This is a genomic window from Porphyromonadaceae bacterium W3.11 (assembly GCA_030434245.1).
Lineage (GTDB): Bacteria > Bacteroidota > Bacteroidia > Bacteroidales > Porphyromonadaceae > Porphyromonas_A.
Genome location: JAUISX010000004.1, coordinates 125,328 through 140,563, shown reverse-complemented (window position 1 = coordinate 140,563; position 15,236 = coordinate 125,328). Strand labels below are relative to the sequence as shown.

Here is a 15,236-nt window from a genome sequence, read left to right as displayed (position 1 = left end):
CATTACTTGATTGATTTAGGCTTATTACGGACATTAGCCCGCATCATTGCTAACATTTCGTCTGATGAAATGGGCTGTGAAACAGCTTTTCGTCCGCTCTCAATCCACTGAATCAGCTCCTCTCTGTAGAAATAGAGCTTCTTTCCTCTTTTGTAGGAAGGGATAGCCCCTTTACGTACAAGGGCATAAATGGTAGGCTTTGCTTTTTGAAGGATTTCGCACGCCTCATCCATACCGATAAGTGTCTTTTCACTTGGCTTAGATGATTGTAGTGCGGAGACCATCTCCGTAAGAGTTGAGACCTGCTCGGTCAGTTCGCTTACCGCTTTCGGTAGCTCGTCAAATGAAATCTTCTTTTCCATATACTTACTAATAATTTGTGCGAGTTACCCCGCGTTGTTAATTATTTGCAAGCAAAGGAAATGGGTGTTCTAATGGTGACCAAGCCCACCACCAAGTAACTTATGGATAACTTTCAGAAGGGCTGAAGTGCTTTTCATTGATGATGTTTTCTTGAAGTGGAATCAGGCTTTTGCTCTCAGAATTGGTTAGTTTGCGTTGTATGGTGCTGATTTCAACATCATATAACGCTTTTGGGAATGTCTTTTTGAGAAAAAGGGCAATCTCCTTTCGTGGTATTTTGAATGGTTGGGCGATATTCCACCCGAAGTGCATTAGGTCGATTGTCTTTAGCTCAGAGGAGATAGTGAGGGATTGTGCTTCATCTTGATTCCATCGTGAAGTGAGAAATAGCCGTAGCTCCTCACATAGCGTTTTGAGCTCTGCTTCTGAAATATAGGGTGTTAATGTCTTCTGAGAGTAGGTGATAATAGCATTAACTCTCTCTTGCTCTTCCTGGAGACGAAGTTCAAGTGTATTCTTTTTGTACTCAGAATAGTTAAAGGAGGACTCGGAAGAAGGCTTGACTGGCTCCGTGTCTTCCGACACTACTTCTGCGACAAGAGAAGGTGCTTGGGGCACGGTCTCTTTTCGTGGCTTTAGAAATAGTTGTATGACCTCATAGAGCAAGCTACGAATCAATAAAAAGCCAGCATACAGTATCAGTAGGCTAAAGATAAAGGTAATTATCGAGGTAAAACGATCAGCACCACATATTAGCACTTGATGCCTTGCATAGGCACTGAGTAATAGGCTGACCCCCATAATGGTCAAAAATAGGATATGATGTTCTTGTTTGTAATTATTCATGCTTGTTCTTGTCTTTTTTCGCAAACATAAATAACTATTGATGACCAACCATTAGATGAGGAAGTAGGGGGAACTATCGGGAAATTCAGGGAACTTTCTTTATCCTTGACACAATTTCTGCCATTTTCCGGAATGAAAATGCGTCATTTGCCGGAATGAAAACCTGCCATTTGCCGGAATGAAAACCTGCCATTTGCCGGAATGAAAATCTGTCATTTGCCGGAATAAGTATCGTAACTGTTTGTTAATCAGCAAATGTCTGTGTATATTTGCGAAGGCGATTATCTGGTTTTTCATTCGTGAATAATATGTATAGAAATAGGATAGCAGATCAACTTCTAAGTGACCAATTAGAAGCGGCAGGAGTGGTACTAATACAAGGTCCCAAGTGGTGTGGTAAGACCACAACGGCTAAGCAACAAGCCAAGAGCGTCCTTTATATGGACGACCCACGGACTCGGGAGGCTAATATTATTCTCTCAGAGTCGGAGCCATTGATGTTATTTAAAGGAGAGACGCCGAGATTGATTGATGAGTGGCAATTAGCCCCAAAGCTATGGGATGCAGCTCGCTTTGAAGTAAGCCAGAGAGGATTGCCTGGTCAGCTTATCTTTACTGGGTCTGCAGTGCCACCAAACACTTCGGAAATAACCCACTCAGGAACAGGGCGGTTTGCTTGGCTGACCATGCGACCGATGAGCCTTTGGGAGTCTGAGGATTCCACTGGGGCAGTGAGCTTGGGTGAACTATTCAAAGGAAAAGAGGTGAAAGCAGCAGTAGCCAAAGACCATTCATTGGCACAATTGGCTTACTTACTCTGTAGGGGAGGGTGGCCAGGCTCGCTGAACTTATCAGAAAAGGCCGCACTACTTCAGGCTAATAACTATGTAGATGCCGTAGTCAATAGTGATATCTCAAGAGTCGATGGGGTCAATCGTGATGCGGTTTTTGCCCAAAGGTTACTTCGTTCGTATGCAAGGCATCAAGGCACCCAAGCCCCAATATCTACTATCTACCAAGATTTGTCAAGCAATCACTTGGTGACCATGACAGAAGAGACCATTTCCTCGTATCTACTTGCATTGAAGCAAATTTTTGTGATTGAAGATATGCCTGCATGGAGTCCAAACTTGAGGTCCAAAACGACTATTCGCACCTCAGATACCAGATATTTTGTTGATCCATCTATTGCGACATCAGCATTAGGGGTAGGACCGAATGACTTGATTAAGGATCTCAATACATTTGGGTTGCTCTTCGAAACGATGGCAGTAAGAGACCTGAGAGTCTATGCTGATGCACTTGATGGTCAGGTGTACCACTATCGAGATAGAAATGGTCTTGAGTGCGATGCGGTACTGCATCTTAGAAATGGTCACTATGGACTTATAGAGATAAAACTTGGCGGAGATACTCTAATAGAAAAAGGGGCGGAGACCCTAAAGAAACTTGCAAGCAAGATAGACACAGATAAGATGCCCGCCCCTTCATTTTTGATGGTTTTAACTGGAACTGGCACCTATAGCTATCAGAGAAATGATGGAGTTTTTGTCGTCCCTCTAAGTGCCCTAAAAAACTAACACAATCTCGAGTATTGTTCTGGTTGTGAATAATGTGTAACCTATCATTAAATATAGATATTGTGTATATTTGCGTATTATATGATAGGTTGAATTATATGTCTAAGAATACAATGGGGACGAGGTTGCCCCGAAAGTTAGAGCAGAAGATTCAGATTGTAGGCGAACAGATTAAGCTGGCTCGTCTGAGACGCAATCTGACGATTGTACAGGTGGCAGAACGGGCTACTTGTTCAACCCTTACAGTCTCACGGATAGAGAAGGGCTCGCCCACTGTGGCCATCGGAATCTATCTCAGAGTACTCTATGCCCTACAGCTGGATGACGATATCCTTTGGCTAGCCAAGGAGGACGAACTAGGCCGTCGCCTCCAAGATTTGAGTATGGTAGATAGGAAGCGTGCTTCGAAGAAGGAGTAGTCATGAAGAAGTTACTTGTATATGCCGATTTTGATTGGCTTGAAGAGGTTAGACTAGTCGGGGAGTTGTCCTATGAGTCCATTCGTGGGGCTGACAGCTATGGTTTTTCTTTTGATAAAGAGTGGCTTCGAGATTATGGGAGTCTCTTTTTGAGTGCAGACCTCAATCCATATATTGGGACACAATATACAGAGGAAGGAAAAGATATTTTTGGTTGCTTTTCAGACGCATTGCCAGATCGCTGGGGTAGAATGCTATTCATGCGTAAGGAGCAAATTATAGCCAAGGAAGAACAACGATCAATCCATCGTATTTCATCATTCGATTATCTCCTTGGTATTGACGACTTTTCCCGAATGGGAGGTTTTAGATTTAAAGAGTCTCCAGAAGGTGATTTCATTAATAGTAGTCCAGTATTGAGGATGCCTCCTTTGACAGATATAAGGACTTTGGAGGCTGCTAGCTGGGAGATAGAGCAAAGCGAAGATGCTAATGAGTTACCTAATAAGAAATGGCTGTCTCAACTTTTGCAACCAGGTTCTTCGCTTGGGGGAGCCAGACCAAAGGCAAATGTGGTAGATACAGACAGATCTTTATATGTCGCTAAATTTCCATCCAGAAAGGATGACTATGATGCTGGGTTGTGGGAGCACTTCTGCCATCTGTTGGCAAAAAAAGCTGGTGTAAATGCAGCTAATACCAAAGTGATTTCTACAGGAACTAAGTATCACACTTTATTATCTCGTCGATTTGATAGGAAAGAGGGCGGAATTCGGATTTATTTTGCTTCAGCAATGACCATGCTAGGGTTGAATGATGGAGACAATGCCTCCCATGGTTATGGCTACCTCGATATCGTCGATTTTATCATCCAGCATTGTACGGATGTTCAAGCTAACCTGCAAGAACTTTACAGAAGGGTAGCCTTTAATATTTGTATTGGCAATAGTGATGACCACTTTCGCAATCATGGTTTTCTGCTGACGGCAAAAGGGTGGACTTTATCGCCTGCTTATGATATGAATCCTACACTCAGTCAGCATCAGAGTCTTCTCATTAATTCCAATACAAGCGAAGCCAATTTAGAATACTTGGCAGAGGCTTCTGACGAGTATATGCTTGAGAAGGAAGTCGCTCAACGCATTATTGATGAGGTTACTGAAGCAATGAGGGGGTGGCGTACGTTAGCCACAAAGCTAAATATCACAACCCGTGAGATACTTAGCTTTGAGAGTCGCTTTAATCTTACTATAGAGTGCTAAGGTGTCGTACTATAAAGCTCATAACATTTTCTATTGATAAATATTAACGAGTATTGCAAGAAATTAGGCGTATAGCTCAGAAATTATGGGATGGAATTATAGAAGAAGAATTAAAGTTGCCCCTGGCGTTAGACTAAACATTAGTAAGAGTGGCATTAGCTCTACGGTAGGCGTAAGGGGAGCTAGTATTACTCATGGAAGGAAGGGTACTTACATCAATACTGGTGTACCTGGAACAGGTTTTTATAGGCGTGAAAAAATATCAAATGACCGTGAACGGACTGAAAATACCCCAATAAGTATAGATAATAGTAAGTCAAAAACACATGTAGATGGATCAGGATTTCTGCTGTTCTTGTTATTTGGCTTGCCACTAATAATTATGCCAATACTTTACTTTTTGAATCATAGAAGTACTGTGTTTTGGTTTTTAACTATATTATATTCTATTGTTTATATTGGGATTGTTGTTTTGTGGATTAGAAAACAATTTATGCCTAAGTTTGATGAGGTATTAGAAGAGGCTGAAAAATCTTTACAGAACTATAATGGTACGGAAAAGAAGATACTTCAGAACTTTATTAATTGTTATAAACTATCTGATAAAATAGATACTCTAGAGAAAATTGTTGAAGAGCTTAAGTGCAAAACAGAGAAGAATAATTCAAAGAAACTAAAAAGAATAACCCACGAAAAGGAGTTAGAACTTGAAAAGTTAGTAGATGAACTAAAGCAAGTTCAATATGATGTTGATGCTGGGCTAACCATAGAAGAAAAAAGAGCATATGGGGCTTTATGTTCTTCTTTTGAAAAACTTATGTGTTCAGATAAAATATGGAAAATAACAAGTGTTGTGGAGACTAACCAGGTAAAATCTTGGGCAGTTAACTCAGTTGCACGAAAGAATGCGTCATTGTATCTCGGTGTATTTAACTTTCTTAGGTCTGAGTTTGATATACCCGTATTTGATCTAGGAGACATCAAATATTATCTTTATCCGGAGTTTGTAATTAGGGTAAATACGGTATTTGACTTTGAGGTTTATCCGCATAGAATAGCTATTATTGAGGCTAAATCAGTAGCTTTTTCAGAAGAAAGCGATATACCCCAAGATAGTAGAGTATTATATCATACTTGGCAATATGTTAATAAAGATGGAGGTCCAGATAAGCGCTTTTCAAATAATACCCAACTACCTGTGTGTAAATACTCTATGGTAAGCATTAGTGTAGCAGGTAATGTAGAAAAGATAATGTTTAGCAACTACGAATTAGCAGAAGACTTTGCTACTCAGTATAATGCGTATATTAAGAATCAGGTTTTAGATAATTATAGTAATTTTGATGAGGAGATATCTTCTTTTATCTCCCCCAGTTTTCAACGACCACTAAGTGATAGTTGGGGTATGATTGAGGATGAAACAAATGTGCCCAATGTAGCAACTTTCAGCATTTCTGTTGATTTATTTAATCATCTGAAAATGTTGAACAATCTAGAGTCGGTTAATAGTATTCTTCATTTTTATGAGAGTAAATTATCTGTAGCTGATTCCTTTACTTTTACTATTCAAAATCAATTAGCTTTTTTAGCACTACATGACTTAAGTAATTGCTGTAAAAAGATAGAGTATGATATAGAGAAGGATATAAAAACGGGAGGGGTATTCACGACATTTATAATGTTATTAACTAATAGGGATTTTAATAATGACTTAGATCTTTTAAACAAAGTTGATTTGGAGCTGATTGATTCAGCTTTACAGTTTTGGATGAGTTATAATAATTCTTTTGCGATTAACTACTCTTCAAAAAAGCTGTTGTTAGTAGAAATTTTGAGGCAAGGGTGCATAGAAGAATCTTTGATTGATCGTTATGTTGTGCTGTTCTATCGGTTAATGTCTTATTTAATTAAGATTGATGGTACAGTCACTCTTGAGGAAAGTACTCTACTAAGTAGTATCATGGATTCTTTGACTGAAAATAAGAATGATTTTACAATGTATTACCCTGACAATAGTGACCCCTTATTATATAAAGCAGCTAAAATTATAATTGATAATAAGAGAGCTGCAACAAGTTTATTGCAACAGCATCTAGGGATAGGCTACAATAGAGCAACTAACTTAATGAATGAGTTGGAGCTAAAAGGTGTTGTTGGTAGAGCAACAGGGCAATTTTCTCAACGCACAGTTCTCGTAGATGATATTTCCCAAATATCATTTCTAGAACACTCGGTAGGTGTGTTTGAGGTTGTTGAAAAGGAGGATGAAAAGTTACCTAACTCTACAGTGACAGCTCAATTATCAAATAAGGGAATGGCTCTTGAAAGGCTTAATGAGCTGATTGGATTAGAGGAGGTAAAAGAAGAGGTTGTGAGCCTCACAAATTATGTGAAGATTCAGCAATTGCGGAAAAAGAAGGGATTAGGTGTTAAGCCTCTTTCACTACATTGTGTGTTTACAGGGAATCCAGGAACGGGTAAGACTATAGTTGCTAGAATACTAGCTGAAGTATACAGAGATTTAGGTGTACTCCCCAAAGGACATCTTGTAGAAACTGATAGATCAGGCTTAGTTGCAGAGTATGTGGGACAGACCGCAGTTAAGACCAATAAAATAATTGACTCCGCACTGGATGGAGTGCTATTTATTGATGAAGCCTATTCATTAGTACAAGGTGGAAATAAAGATTATGGCAATGAAGCTGTCTCAACACTACTTAAGAGGATGGAGGATGATAGAGACCGACTTGTTGTTATTTTAGCTGGCTATGAAGAGGAAATGAAAATCTTCTTGGAGTCAAATCCTGGTTTATACTCTAGATTCAATAAGTACTTGAATTTCCCTGACTATACTGCACATGAATTAATAAGGATGTTTAAGTATTATGTGACTAAGTATGATTATGTATTAAATGAAAGTGCGGAAGAGTGTTTACTAGATTTATTTAATACATCTGTTGGAAATAAGGATAAGAGGTTTGGGAATGCTCGTTACGTTAGAAATGTATTTGAGAAAACATTGCAACTTCAAGCTACTCGTTTAGCCTCCATACCTAAAATTACTAAAGAGGTTTTGAAGATAATTACTGCAGAAGATATCCCTACTGAAAAATAGGATTTTAGTGGGGCTTAACTCCATTCTAACTAAAGCAGACTATCTCATCTGTGAAGTACAACCACTACCAAAGAGTATAAGCTCTATGGTAGTGGTTTTTATGTATATAAAGTAGTAGAAAGTACAAACAAGAACGAAGATTTTCCTCAATTCTGAGTTCTGTTATCACTAAATACTGTTAGTACCTCTACTTTTTATTTCAGGGAGATTTTGTGGGTGGTTTCTCGTTTCTTGGCGTTGATGAGGTCGGCATAGATTTGGGTGGTGGAGACATTTTTGTGGGTCAGCATTTTGGAGACGGTGTAGATGTCTGTTCCCATGGAGAGCTGGAGTACAGCGTAGGTGTGACGGAAGCAGTGAAAGGTAATATGTTTGGCGATACCAGCTGCCTCAATCCACCTCTTTAGAGGGTAATTGGTCATGCTTCGCTCTAACCCCTTAAAGACCTTTCCTGTGCTTGGTTCTCCGCAAAGTTCGTATGCTTCATAGCTGATAGGGAGGGTTGCTTCCGTCTCAGTCTTTTGGGTCTTGATGCGGATGCAATAGCCATCATCTGGAGCCAGCTCTATGTGGTGCCATTTTAAGTTCAGTATATCACTGATGCGTAAACCTGTGAGGCAAGCAAAAAGTGAAGCTCGCTTAAGTACTTCGTAGTCACACGGAGTCTGAGCCAGACGCTTCAGTTCGTCAAGAGTGAGGTACTCTTTCTTGACCTCTTGGGGCTCAATCTTATCCAAAAAGTCATTGACATTTTCCTTGATGAGCTTGTCTCTGTAGGCAATCTTCAGCAACCCTCTAAAGGTCGAATAATACCCCGAAGCAGAGTTTACTGATATTTTGCCCTTGCGTTGCAGTTTATTGGCATTGAGCAGATACTCTCTAAAGTCTTGGCAGAGCTCCACAGTGATGTCGCCAAAAGTGCAGTGTCCCTGCACGAAGTTGTAGAAGTGCTTATAGACGATGTCCCACTTCTCATCTTTTTTCTTGCACATCTCTTTGAAGTAGGCGAGGAAGTCCTTCTTCATCTTGTGGTGGTCGAGGAAGTCAAACTGCTCATTGATGAGCGACTGCATGCGAATACCACGGATGGCTTCTGCTTTGTAGAGCATGTCTCGGTTGAACTGTCGCTCCAGTTCGTTCTTTGGCTTCTCAAAGATATAGATACCAAGATACTCTCTTCGCATCATCTTCATTGTTTCGGGATTTCGGACTCCTGGATAGTAGTCCAAATAGAGTGAAATCTTACCATTCGGGTAAACTCTCTGTCTCAATGTCACTTTAACACATGTATGGTTGTTCATTCGTTCTAATATTTAATGGGTTATACATATCATTTGCAAGCAAAGTAAATCAGTTATCTATCGGTGACTACGATAACCGAGAAGTAACTATTGGATAATCATAGGTGGTTCGAATATTTGATCAAACTCTTTCTGAGGAACAAGAACAATCCGTCCTTTCTTAACCCTTGACACCTTATATTGCTTCAGGTAGTGATAGACTTGGTCGCGAGTGAAGTTGTACTTCTCCATAATTTCAGGGACTGTGTAGTACTTGACTTCCTCCTTCTCAATCACCCCTTTGGCTTCTTGTACATGCCTTTTGGAGTAAAAGGTCTTATTGCCTTCCTTCTTCTTAGGGATGTTGTGGTCGTAAACAAGATTGTAAACAGCCGAAAGGGTCATCCCAAATCTCTCTGTGATCTCATCTGCCGTACACCATTCAGTAATATCTGGGTCAGCAGCATACTGAGCAAAGTAGGCGTCGATGTGTTTTTTGCTCCAATAGGTTCGCCCTCTATTGTAGGTCTTAGGGATATTCTCCCGCTTCCCGATGGCAAAGAGAGAGGAGCGTGAAATCTTGAAAAGCTCACAGACCTCTTCCGAACTATAAAGCTCCGTGATATTCGTTCTCTCAGTTGGAAGTCGTTTGACATAAGGTCGTTCAGCCAACATCCAATCGATGTCCTCTCGCCTAATTAAAGTTAAGCGACTGGATAGCTTTGAAGCTCGTAAGCGCCCAGAGTAAATCTGTTTGTAAACTCCTTGGACTGTTAGTCCCAAAAGAGCTGCTGTCTCGGCAACCGAAAGGTAGGGACGGTCTTTTAGATGAGCTACTGGTTGTTCTTGGATTACTCTCTGTGTCTCCACTTCGGTCTTTTTTACTCGTTCTACTCTTTTTCTTGCCTTGTATGCTCTACTCGCACAAGTGTGAGAACAGAATCTCGTGGAGACTTTCTGTGCTGTGAACTCTGCTCCGCAGTGCTCACAGATTTTCTTGATAGGTATCTTACTTCCTGCCATAATTAATCGTTATTTCGCCTTTTTTGTTATCTCATCATACTCCATATTCAACCATATTCAACTTTGTCTAGCACCTCGGGAGGACAAAAGTGGGTGGGTAGCTGTGCGGTACAATAGCGGTACAAAAATGGGCGCAAAAACGACTAAAATCGATGACGAACGAGTGTTTTTGATAAAACAAAAGGCACTCAAATAGAGTGCCTTAGTGATGTTTTGTGATGGTTAGTAATCGGGGATTACTTGCCGATGCAGAAGTTGGCGAAGATGTTGCCGAGGAGGTCGTCTGTGGTGACTTCGCCGATGACTTCGCCGAGGGCTGAGGTGGCTGCCCGGAGGTCCTGAGCAAGTAGATCGCCAGAAAGGCCTAATGAGATACCCTCTGATACATTTTGTAGTGCTTCGCTTGCTTTGTAAAGGGCTTCTGCTTGGCGAATGTTGGTGACCATTACCTGATCGTTCGCTACTGTGATATGCTTGAATTGGTTGTGTAGCAGTTCTCGCACTTGTGCGATGCCATCTGTAGATTTAGCTGATATCCTGAGTTCCTTATTCGCTAGTCTCTCAGTTAACCACGCTGAGATATTCTCGATTTGGTCACTTGAGGAGATATCAGTTTTATTGATTATAGGCGTTATTTTCTCTTGGTAATTGGCTAAGGATTGGAGTAATATGTCTAACTCGCTGAGCTGTTCACTCGGGTCTATCATCCATAGGATATGCTCGGCATTCCCTGCACGTTCAAGTGCCCGTTTTATACCAATGCTCTCAATCTTATCCTCTGTTTGACGGATCCCAGCGGTATCAATAATTCGGAACTGCTGTCCATCAATGAAGAGGGTGTCTTCGATGATGTCGCGTGTGGTTCCATGGATATCTGAGACGATTGCCTTGTCTTCTTGGAGCAGTCCATTTAGTAGAGTGGACTTACCAGCGTTAGTACTGCCTACAATAGCTATGGGGATACCATTCTTGATTACTTGGCTGGTCTCATAGCTTTTCGCCAATTCCAATATCTCCTTTGTGATGTTTGAACATCTGCTTTTTAGTTCTTCTCTTGAGACAAATTCAATGTCTTCCTCGCTGAAATCTAATTCCAATTCGATCAATGAGGCGAAGTTAATGAGTTGCTCTCTAAGGTCTTCTATTTTGTGACGAAAAATACCTTTCATTTGAGTTATAGATAAGCGAAGAGCAGCCTTATTCGTGCTTGCTATAAGATCTGCTACACTTTCAGCTTGGCTTAGGTCCATCTTACCATTAGCAAAGGCTCTGCGAGTAAACTCTCCAGGCTCTGCCAATCTAGCACCATGTCTTAGTAAAAGTTTTATGACCAATGAGAGTACAAAAGGTGACCCATGGCAAGTGATTTCTACTTGATCTTCCCCTGTATATGAGTGAGGAGCTCGCATCACTAATACCATAGCGTCATCAATAGATTCTCCTGTCTTGGGCTCTTTAATCCAGCCGTAAGCAGATGAGTATGGAGGAATTTCGTTGATGAAAACTCCTTTCCTAGCTGGAAAGAAAATTTGTGAAACGATGCTTAGGGATTCACTACCAGATATCTTAATGGTCCCTTGTGCACCTAGCCCGTTAGGTGTAGCTATGGCACAGATTGTATCTTGGATGGAGCTCATAGGTTCTTGAGTATAAGATAAGAGAACTCACCCCAAGCATACCGCTTGGATCGGGCGGTGTGCTTAGGATGATATTCCTACTTTATTGTTATTATCCCCGAAAGGGGGAAGCCATCGGTGGCGATGCTGAAGAAATTTTATTTCTTATCAGCGTGCTTACGATTACCGTAACGGCTCATGAACTTATCTACACGACCAGCAGTATCTACTAGCTTAGCCTTACCTGTATAGAAAGGGTGAGAGCTACTAGAAATTTCCACCTTGATTAGTGGATAAGTAAAGCCATCAATCTCAATCTCTTCTTTTGCTGTAGCAGTTGAACGAGTGATAAAGACCTCGTCGTTTGACATGTCCTTGAATACCACCTCACGGTATCCTTCTGGATGAATATCCTTCTTCATTTTGGTTGTATTATTTAACTAGTACATTTTTCGTAATTGACTGCAAAGGTACCCAAAACAATTTATATCTCCAAGGTTTATTTATTTGGAAATCAAAAATATGAGTTATTACTATTGTAGTCGTCTTTATTCTTTTATCGCAGCAATGCCTGGCAGGGTTTTCCCTTCTATAGCTTCGAGCAAAGCTCCACCGCCAGTAGAAACGTAGCTCATCTCGTCTGCCAGCCCGAATTTATTGACACAAGCAACAGAGTCACCACCACCTACTAGTGAGTATGCCCCATTTTTAGTGGTTTCTGCTATTACCTTAGCCATTTCGTGAGATCCCTTGGCAAATTTATCAAATTCAAAAACCCCAAAAGGTCCATTCCACAGGATAGTCTTTGACTCTTTAACTATCTGTGAGAAAATCTCTATTGATTTAGGGCCTATGTCTAAGCCTAGCCATCCTTCAGGGATTGACATAGTAGAACAGATCTGAGTATTAGCATTGTTGGAAAATTCATCTGCGGCAACACAGTCTTCACCTAATACTAGATTGACGCCTTTGGCTTTAGCCTTAGCTTGAATTTCGAGTGCGGTATCCAATTTATCCATTTCACAGATTGAATTTCCGATTTCACCGCCATTTGCTTTCATGAAAGTGTAGATCATTCCTCCAGTTAGGATTAAGTTGTCCACTTTATTTAGGAGATTCTCTATGATCTCAATCTTAGTTGAAACTTTAGAACCTCCCATGATCGCTGTAAATGGACGTTCTATATCCTCCATGACTTTAGCTACAGCATCGACTTCTTTCCCCATTAGGTAGCCAAACATTTTATGGTCAGCATCAAAATATTTAGCCATCAAAGCTGTAGATGCGTGTGCTCGGTGTGCTGTTCCAAAAGCATCATTGACGTACACATCAGCTAGGGCTGCTAGTTGTTTGGTGAACTCAGGTTGCCCCTCTTTGCCATCACCCTTTCCCTCTTCTTCTGCGTGGAAGCGTAGGTTCTCAAGGAGTAGGACTTCTCCGTCCTGAAGCTTATTCGTGAGTTCAAGGGTCTCGTCCCCAATGGCATTAGGAGCAAACATGACATTTGTGCCCAGTAGCTCTTCTAGTCTTGGTAGGATGGAGCGTAGTGAGAGTTTGGGGTTCGCTTCCCCCTTAGGACGCCCTAAGTGTGACCCTATAATGAGTCTGCCACCATCTTTGATTATCTTTTGCAAGGTGGGTAGAGCTGCACGCATACGATTATCATCTGTAATCCGTTGGCTTTCATCCATAGGTACGTTAAAGTCAACTCTTACAAATACTCTTTTCCCCTTAAAGTTATAACTATCAATATTCGCCATAATATAATCAGTATCTTCTTTGTGATTAATTTTCAGAACAAATCTAACTAAAATTTAATTAGTCTTCGACTGTTCTTATAATAAAAATATTACTAATAACTGAGCTGCTAGAACTCTCATAAACATTGTTAGTGGATATACTGTAGCATAACTTACTGCAGGGTTGTCAGTCGCCGATAACGATGTGGCATAGGCTAGTGCTGGTGGGTCTGTTGTGGCACCTGCTATCAAGCCACAGAGGTTGAGGTAATTGATTTTCATCACAAATAAGCCTATGATTCCTGTTATGATGATCGGTACTATCGTGATGATAAGTCCATATCCAACCCATACGAAGCCTCCATTATTCACTAGAGTGTCTACAAATCCATTTCCGGCACCTAGTCCTACGCAAGCTAGGAACACGCTGATGCCTATTTCGCGTAGCATTAGATTAGCACTAGTGGTTGTGTAAGATACCAGCCCTATATGATGACCAAATCTGGCAATTAGAATAGCAACGATGAGAGGTCCGCCAGCGAGCCCAAGTTTGACAGGCTGTGGAATTCCAGGGAATATAAATGGGATGGATCCTAGCAGTATACCTAGGGCTATCCCTAAAAAGATTGTTACAAGGTTGGGCTCATTAAGATGTCTTACAGAGTTTCCTAAAATAGGAGTGATAGAGTCTATAGCAGCTTCACTTCCAACGACATTTAATCTGTCACCATACTGTAGTATGAAGTCTGGAGATGCTACTATCTGCACTCCTGAGCGGTATATGCGTGTTACGTTTACTCCGTAAAGGGCCCTTAGGTTGAGTTGCTTGAGACTTTTGCCATTGATATTTTTCTTAGTGACGACGATCTTCTTAGCATTGTACTTAGATTCATTCGGCGTCCATTGAGATCTTTCCATTTTTAAGGCTTTGCCAATGGTCGCGGTAATGGCTTTGGTATCTCTTTTTTCAGTAATGACAAATATTTTATCACCCTCCTCGATAATTGTCCCGGAGTTCGCTATACTAATATTTCCTGTTGACTTTTTTAAGATTCTAGATACTACGAAGCTGCTATTAGGAAGTAGCCTTGAAAGTTCCTGTACTGTAATTCCAAATAATGAGGGGTTCAGAACTTCAAGAGAAAGAGGAATAGTACTGATTTCTTTGTCGTTGGATGCGGCTATAAGTTTTTGCTCCTCTTTCTCGAGGCTTATTTTTCCAATTCTTTTTAATAGCACTAAGGATAGTATTATTCCGATGACACCAAGGGGGTATGCGACAGCATAGCCTAGAGCTATGGAGGGGTCCTCCACTCCTACTATATCAGAATATGCTTGTTGTGCCGCTCCTAGACCGGGAGTGTTGGTGATAGCTCCACTCATTATACCAACCATGGTCTGCAGGGGAACATCTGACACTAGATAAATAACAATGGTCGTTATGACACCAAGAAGCACTAATATCAGGGCTAGTAGATTCATTTTACTACCGCCTTTTTTGAAATTATTGAAAAACCCTGGTCCTACTTGAAGTCCAATAGAGAATACAAATAGGATCAGCCCAAACTCTTTAAAAAAGTGTAGTATGTTTTGATCAATAGACATACCTAGCTCGCCAAAAAAAATACCTACAAATAGTATGAGGGTCGCTCCAAGCGATATGCCAGCAATTTTTATGCGACCCAAAATAATTCCTAGCATAATGGTAATAGCTAGTATAAAAAGAGAGTGTGCTACTCCTGACCCAAATAAGAGTTCGTTAAGCCAATTCATAAATAAAAGATTTTTATAGATAAATCAATTCTATACAAACTTACCTAAATAAATTGATGATTTAATATGTGTAAAAACTTGGTTTACAAGGCTAAAATATCTAAAAGTAAGTAAATAGGTCATTATTCAAAATGTTTTATAGTAGGATTAATGTTTGGCTTTGTATTTTAGTTTTTATAGCAGCTTTATATCATTTTTTTATCGTTGTGATAATAATAAG

At 40.5% G+C, this 15,236-nt stretch carries 12 protein-coding genes; 4 read left to right on the top strand and 8 right to left on the bottom strand.

Translation table 11 applies throughout. The features are described from left to right. Nucleotides 1-2: 2 nt before the first annotated feature. Together QYZ87_07210 and QYZ87_07205 are read right to left on the bottom strand one after the other, a co-directional pair. Nucleotides 3-362 (bottom strand): helix-turn-helix domain-containing protein, encoded by a 360-nt coding sequence (locus tag QYZ87_07210; GenBank protein MDN4754316.1) that lies wholly within the window; start codon nucleotides 360-362, stop codon nucleotides 3-5. A 100-nt stretch (nucleotides 363-462) separates the two neighbouring features. Continuing rightward, nucleotides 463-1,209: a mobilization protein gene (locus tag QYZ87_07205; GenBank protein MDN4754315.1), complete on the bottom strand. Its 747-nt coding sequence runs from the start codon at nucleotides 1,207-1,209 to the stop codon at nucleotides 463-465. Nucleotides 1,210-1,517: 308 nt separating this feature from the next. On the opposite strand from QYZ87_07205, the gene QYZ87_07200 reads away from it, so the two are divergent. The 4 genes from QYZ87_07200 to QYZ87_07185 all read left to right on the top strand — a co-directional run bounded on the left by QYZ87_07200 (nucleotide 1,518) and on the right by QYZ87_07185 (nucleotide 7,585). Next, on the top strand, nucleotides 1,518-2,789 hold the full coding sequence (locus tag QYZ87_07200) for a DUF4143 domain-containing protein (GenBank protein ID MDN4754314.1): 1,272 nt from the start codon (nucleotides 1,518-1,520) through the stop codon (nucleotides 2,787-2,789). Between the two features lie 98 nt (nucleotides 2,790-2,887). Next, the gene (locus QYZ87_07195) at nucleotides 2,888-3,208 is read left to right on the top strand and encodes a helix-turn-helix transcriptional regulator (protein ID MDN4754313.1); all 321 of its coding nucleotides are present in this window, start codon (nucleotides 2,888-2,890) and stop codon (nucleotides 3,206-3,208) included. A gap of 2 nt (nucleotides 3,209-3,210) precedes the next feature. Further along, nucleotides 3,211-4,470 carry a type II toxin-antitoxin system HipA family toxin gene (locus QYZ87_07190; protein ID MDN4754312.1) on the top strand — a complete coding sequence of 420 codons (1,260 nt, stop codon included), beginning with the start codon at nucleotides 3,211-3,213 and terminating at the stop codon, nucleotides 4,468-4,470. Between the two features lie 85 nt (nucleotides 4,471-4,555). Continuing rightward, nucleotides 4,556-7,585 (top strand): DUF4236 domain-containing protein, encoded by a 3,030-nt coding sequence (locus QYZ87_07185; protein MDN4754311.1) that lies wholly within the window; start codon nucleotides 4,556-4,558, stop codon nucleotides 7,583-7,585. A gap of 194 nt (nucleotides 7,586-7,779) precedes the next feature. Here QYZ87_07185 and QYZ87_07180 read toward each other — a convergent pair whose 3' ends face one another. The 6 genes from QYZ87_07180 to QYZ87_07155 form a co-directional block, all read right to left on the bottom strand. Then, a complete protein-coding gene (locus tag QYZ87_07180) occupies nucleotides 7,780-8,886 on the bottom strand; it encodes a site-specific integrase (protein ID MDN4754310.1) in 1,107 nt (368 codons plus the stop codon). Between the two features lie 87 nt (nucleotides 8,887-8,973). Beyond that, nucleotides 8,974-9,888, bottom strand: a complete 915-nt coding sequence (locus QYZ87_07175; protein ID MDN4754309.1) for a helix-turn-helix domain-containing protein — start codon at nucleotides 9,886-9,888, stop codon at nucleotides 8,974-8,976. A gap of 236 nt (nucleotides 9,889-10,124) precedes the next feature. Beyond that, the gene (mnmE, locus tag QYZ87_07170) at nucleotides 10,125-11,525 is read right to left on the bottom strand and encodes a tRNA uridine-5-carboxymethylaminomethyl(34) synthesis GTPase MnmE (GenBank protein MDN4754308.1); all 1,401 of its coding nucleotides are present in this window, start codon (nucleotides 11,523-11,525) and stop codon (nucleotides 10,125-10,127) included. 137 nt (nucleotides 11,526-11,662) lie between these two features. Next, complete coding sequence (locus QYZ87_07165; GenBank protein MDN4754307.1) at nucleotides 11,663-11,926, bottom strand: type B 50S ribosomal protein L31; 264 nt, start codon at nucleotides 11,924-11,926, stop codon at nucleotides 11,663-11,665. A 126-nt stretch (nucleotides 11,927-12,052) separates the two neighbouring features. Beyond that, the gene (locus QYZ87_07160; GenBank protein MDN4754306.1) at nucleotides 12,053-13,264 is read right to left on the bottom strand and encodes a phosphoglycerate kinase; all 1,212 of its coding nucleotides are present in this window, start codon (nucleotides 13,262-13,264) and stop codon (nucleotides 12,053-12,055) included. Between the two features lie 75 nt (nucleotides 13,265-13,339). Beyond that, on the bottom strand, nucleotides 13,340-15,016 hold the full coding sequence (locus QYZ87_07155) for a putative transporter (GenBank protein MDN4754305.1): 1,677 nt from the start codon (nucleotides 15,014-15,016) through the stop codon (nucleotides 13,340-13,342). Nucleotides 15,017-15,236 lie beyond the last annotated feature (220 nt).

Excerpts from the sequence above, each read along its gene's own strand:
- QYZ87_07210 (MDN4754316.1), bottom strand. The coding sequence starts at position 362 with ATGGAAAAGAAGATTTCATTTGACGAGCTACCGAAAGCGGTAAGCGAA.
- QYZ87_07205 (MDN4754315.1), bottom strand. The coding sequence starts at position 1,209 with ATGAATAATTACAAACAAGAACATCATATCCTATTTTTGACCATTATG.
- QYZ87_07200 (MDN4754314.1), top strand. The coding sequence starts at position 1,518 with ATGTATAGAAATAGGATAGCAGATCAACTTCTAAGTGACCAATTAGAA.
- QYZ87_07195 (MDN4754313.1), top strand. The coding sequence starts at position 2,888 with ATGTCTAAGAATACAATGGGGACGAGGTTGCCCCGAAAGTTAGAGCAG.
- QYZ87_07190 (MDN4754312.1), top strand. The coding sequence starts at position 3,211 with ATGAAGAAGTTACTTGTATATGCCGATTTTGATTGGCTTGAAGAGGTT.
- QYZ87_07185 (MDN4754311.1), top strand. The coding sequence starts at position 4,556 with ATGGGATGGAATTATAGAAGAAGAATTAAAGTTGCCCCTGGCGTTAGA.
- QYZ87_07180 (MDN4754310.1), bottom strand. The coding sequence starts at position 8,886 with ATGAACAACCATACATGTGTTAAAGTGACATTGAGACAGAGAGTTTAC.
- QYZ87_07175 (MDN4754309.1), bottom strand. The coding sequence starts at position 9,888 with ATGGCAGGAAGTAAGATACCTATCAAGAAAATCTGTGAGCACTGCGGA.
- mnmE (MDN4754308.1), bottom strand. The coding sequence starts at position 11,525 with ATGAGCTCCATCCAAGATACAATCTGTGCCATAGCTACACCTAACGGG.
- QYZ87_07165 (MDN4754307.1), bottom strand. The coding sequence starts at position 11,926 with ATGAAGAAGGATATTCATCCAGAAGGATACCGTGAGGTGGTATTCAAG.
- QYZ87_07160 (MDN4754306.1), bottom strand. The coding sequence starts at position 13,264 with ATGGCGAATATTGATAGTTATAACTTTAAGGGGAAAAGAGTATTTGTA.
- QYZ87_07155 (MDN4754305.1), bottom strand. The coding sequence starts at position 15,016 with ATGAATTGGCTTAACGAACTCTTATTTGGGTCAGGAGTAGCACACTCT.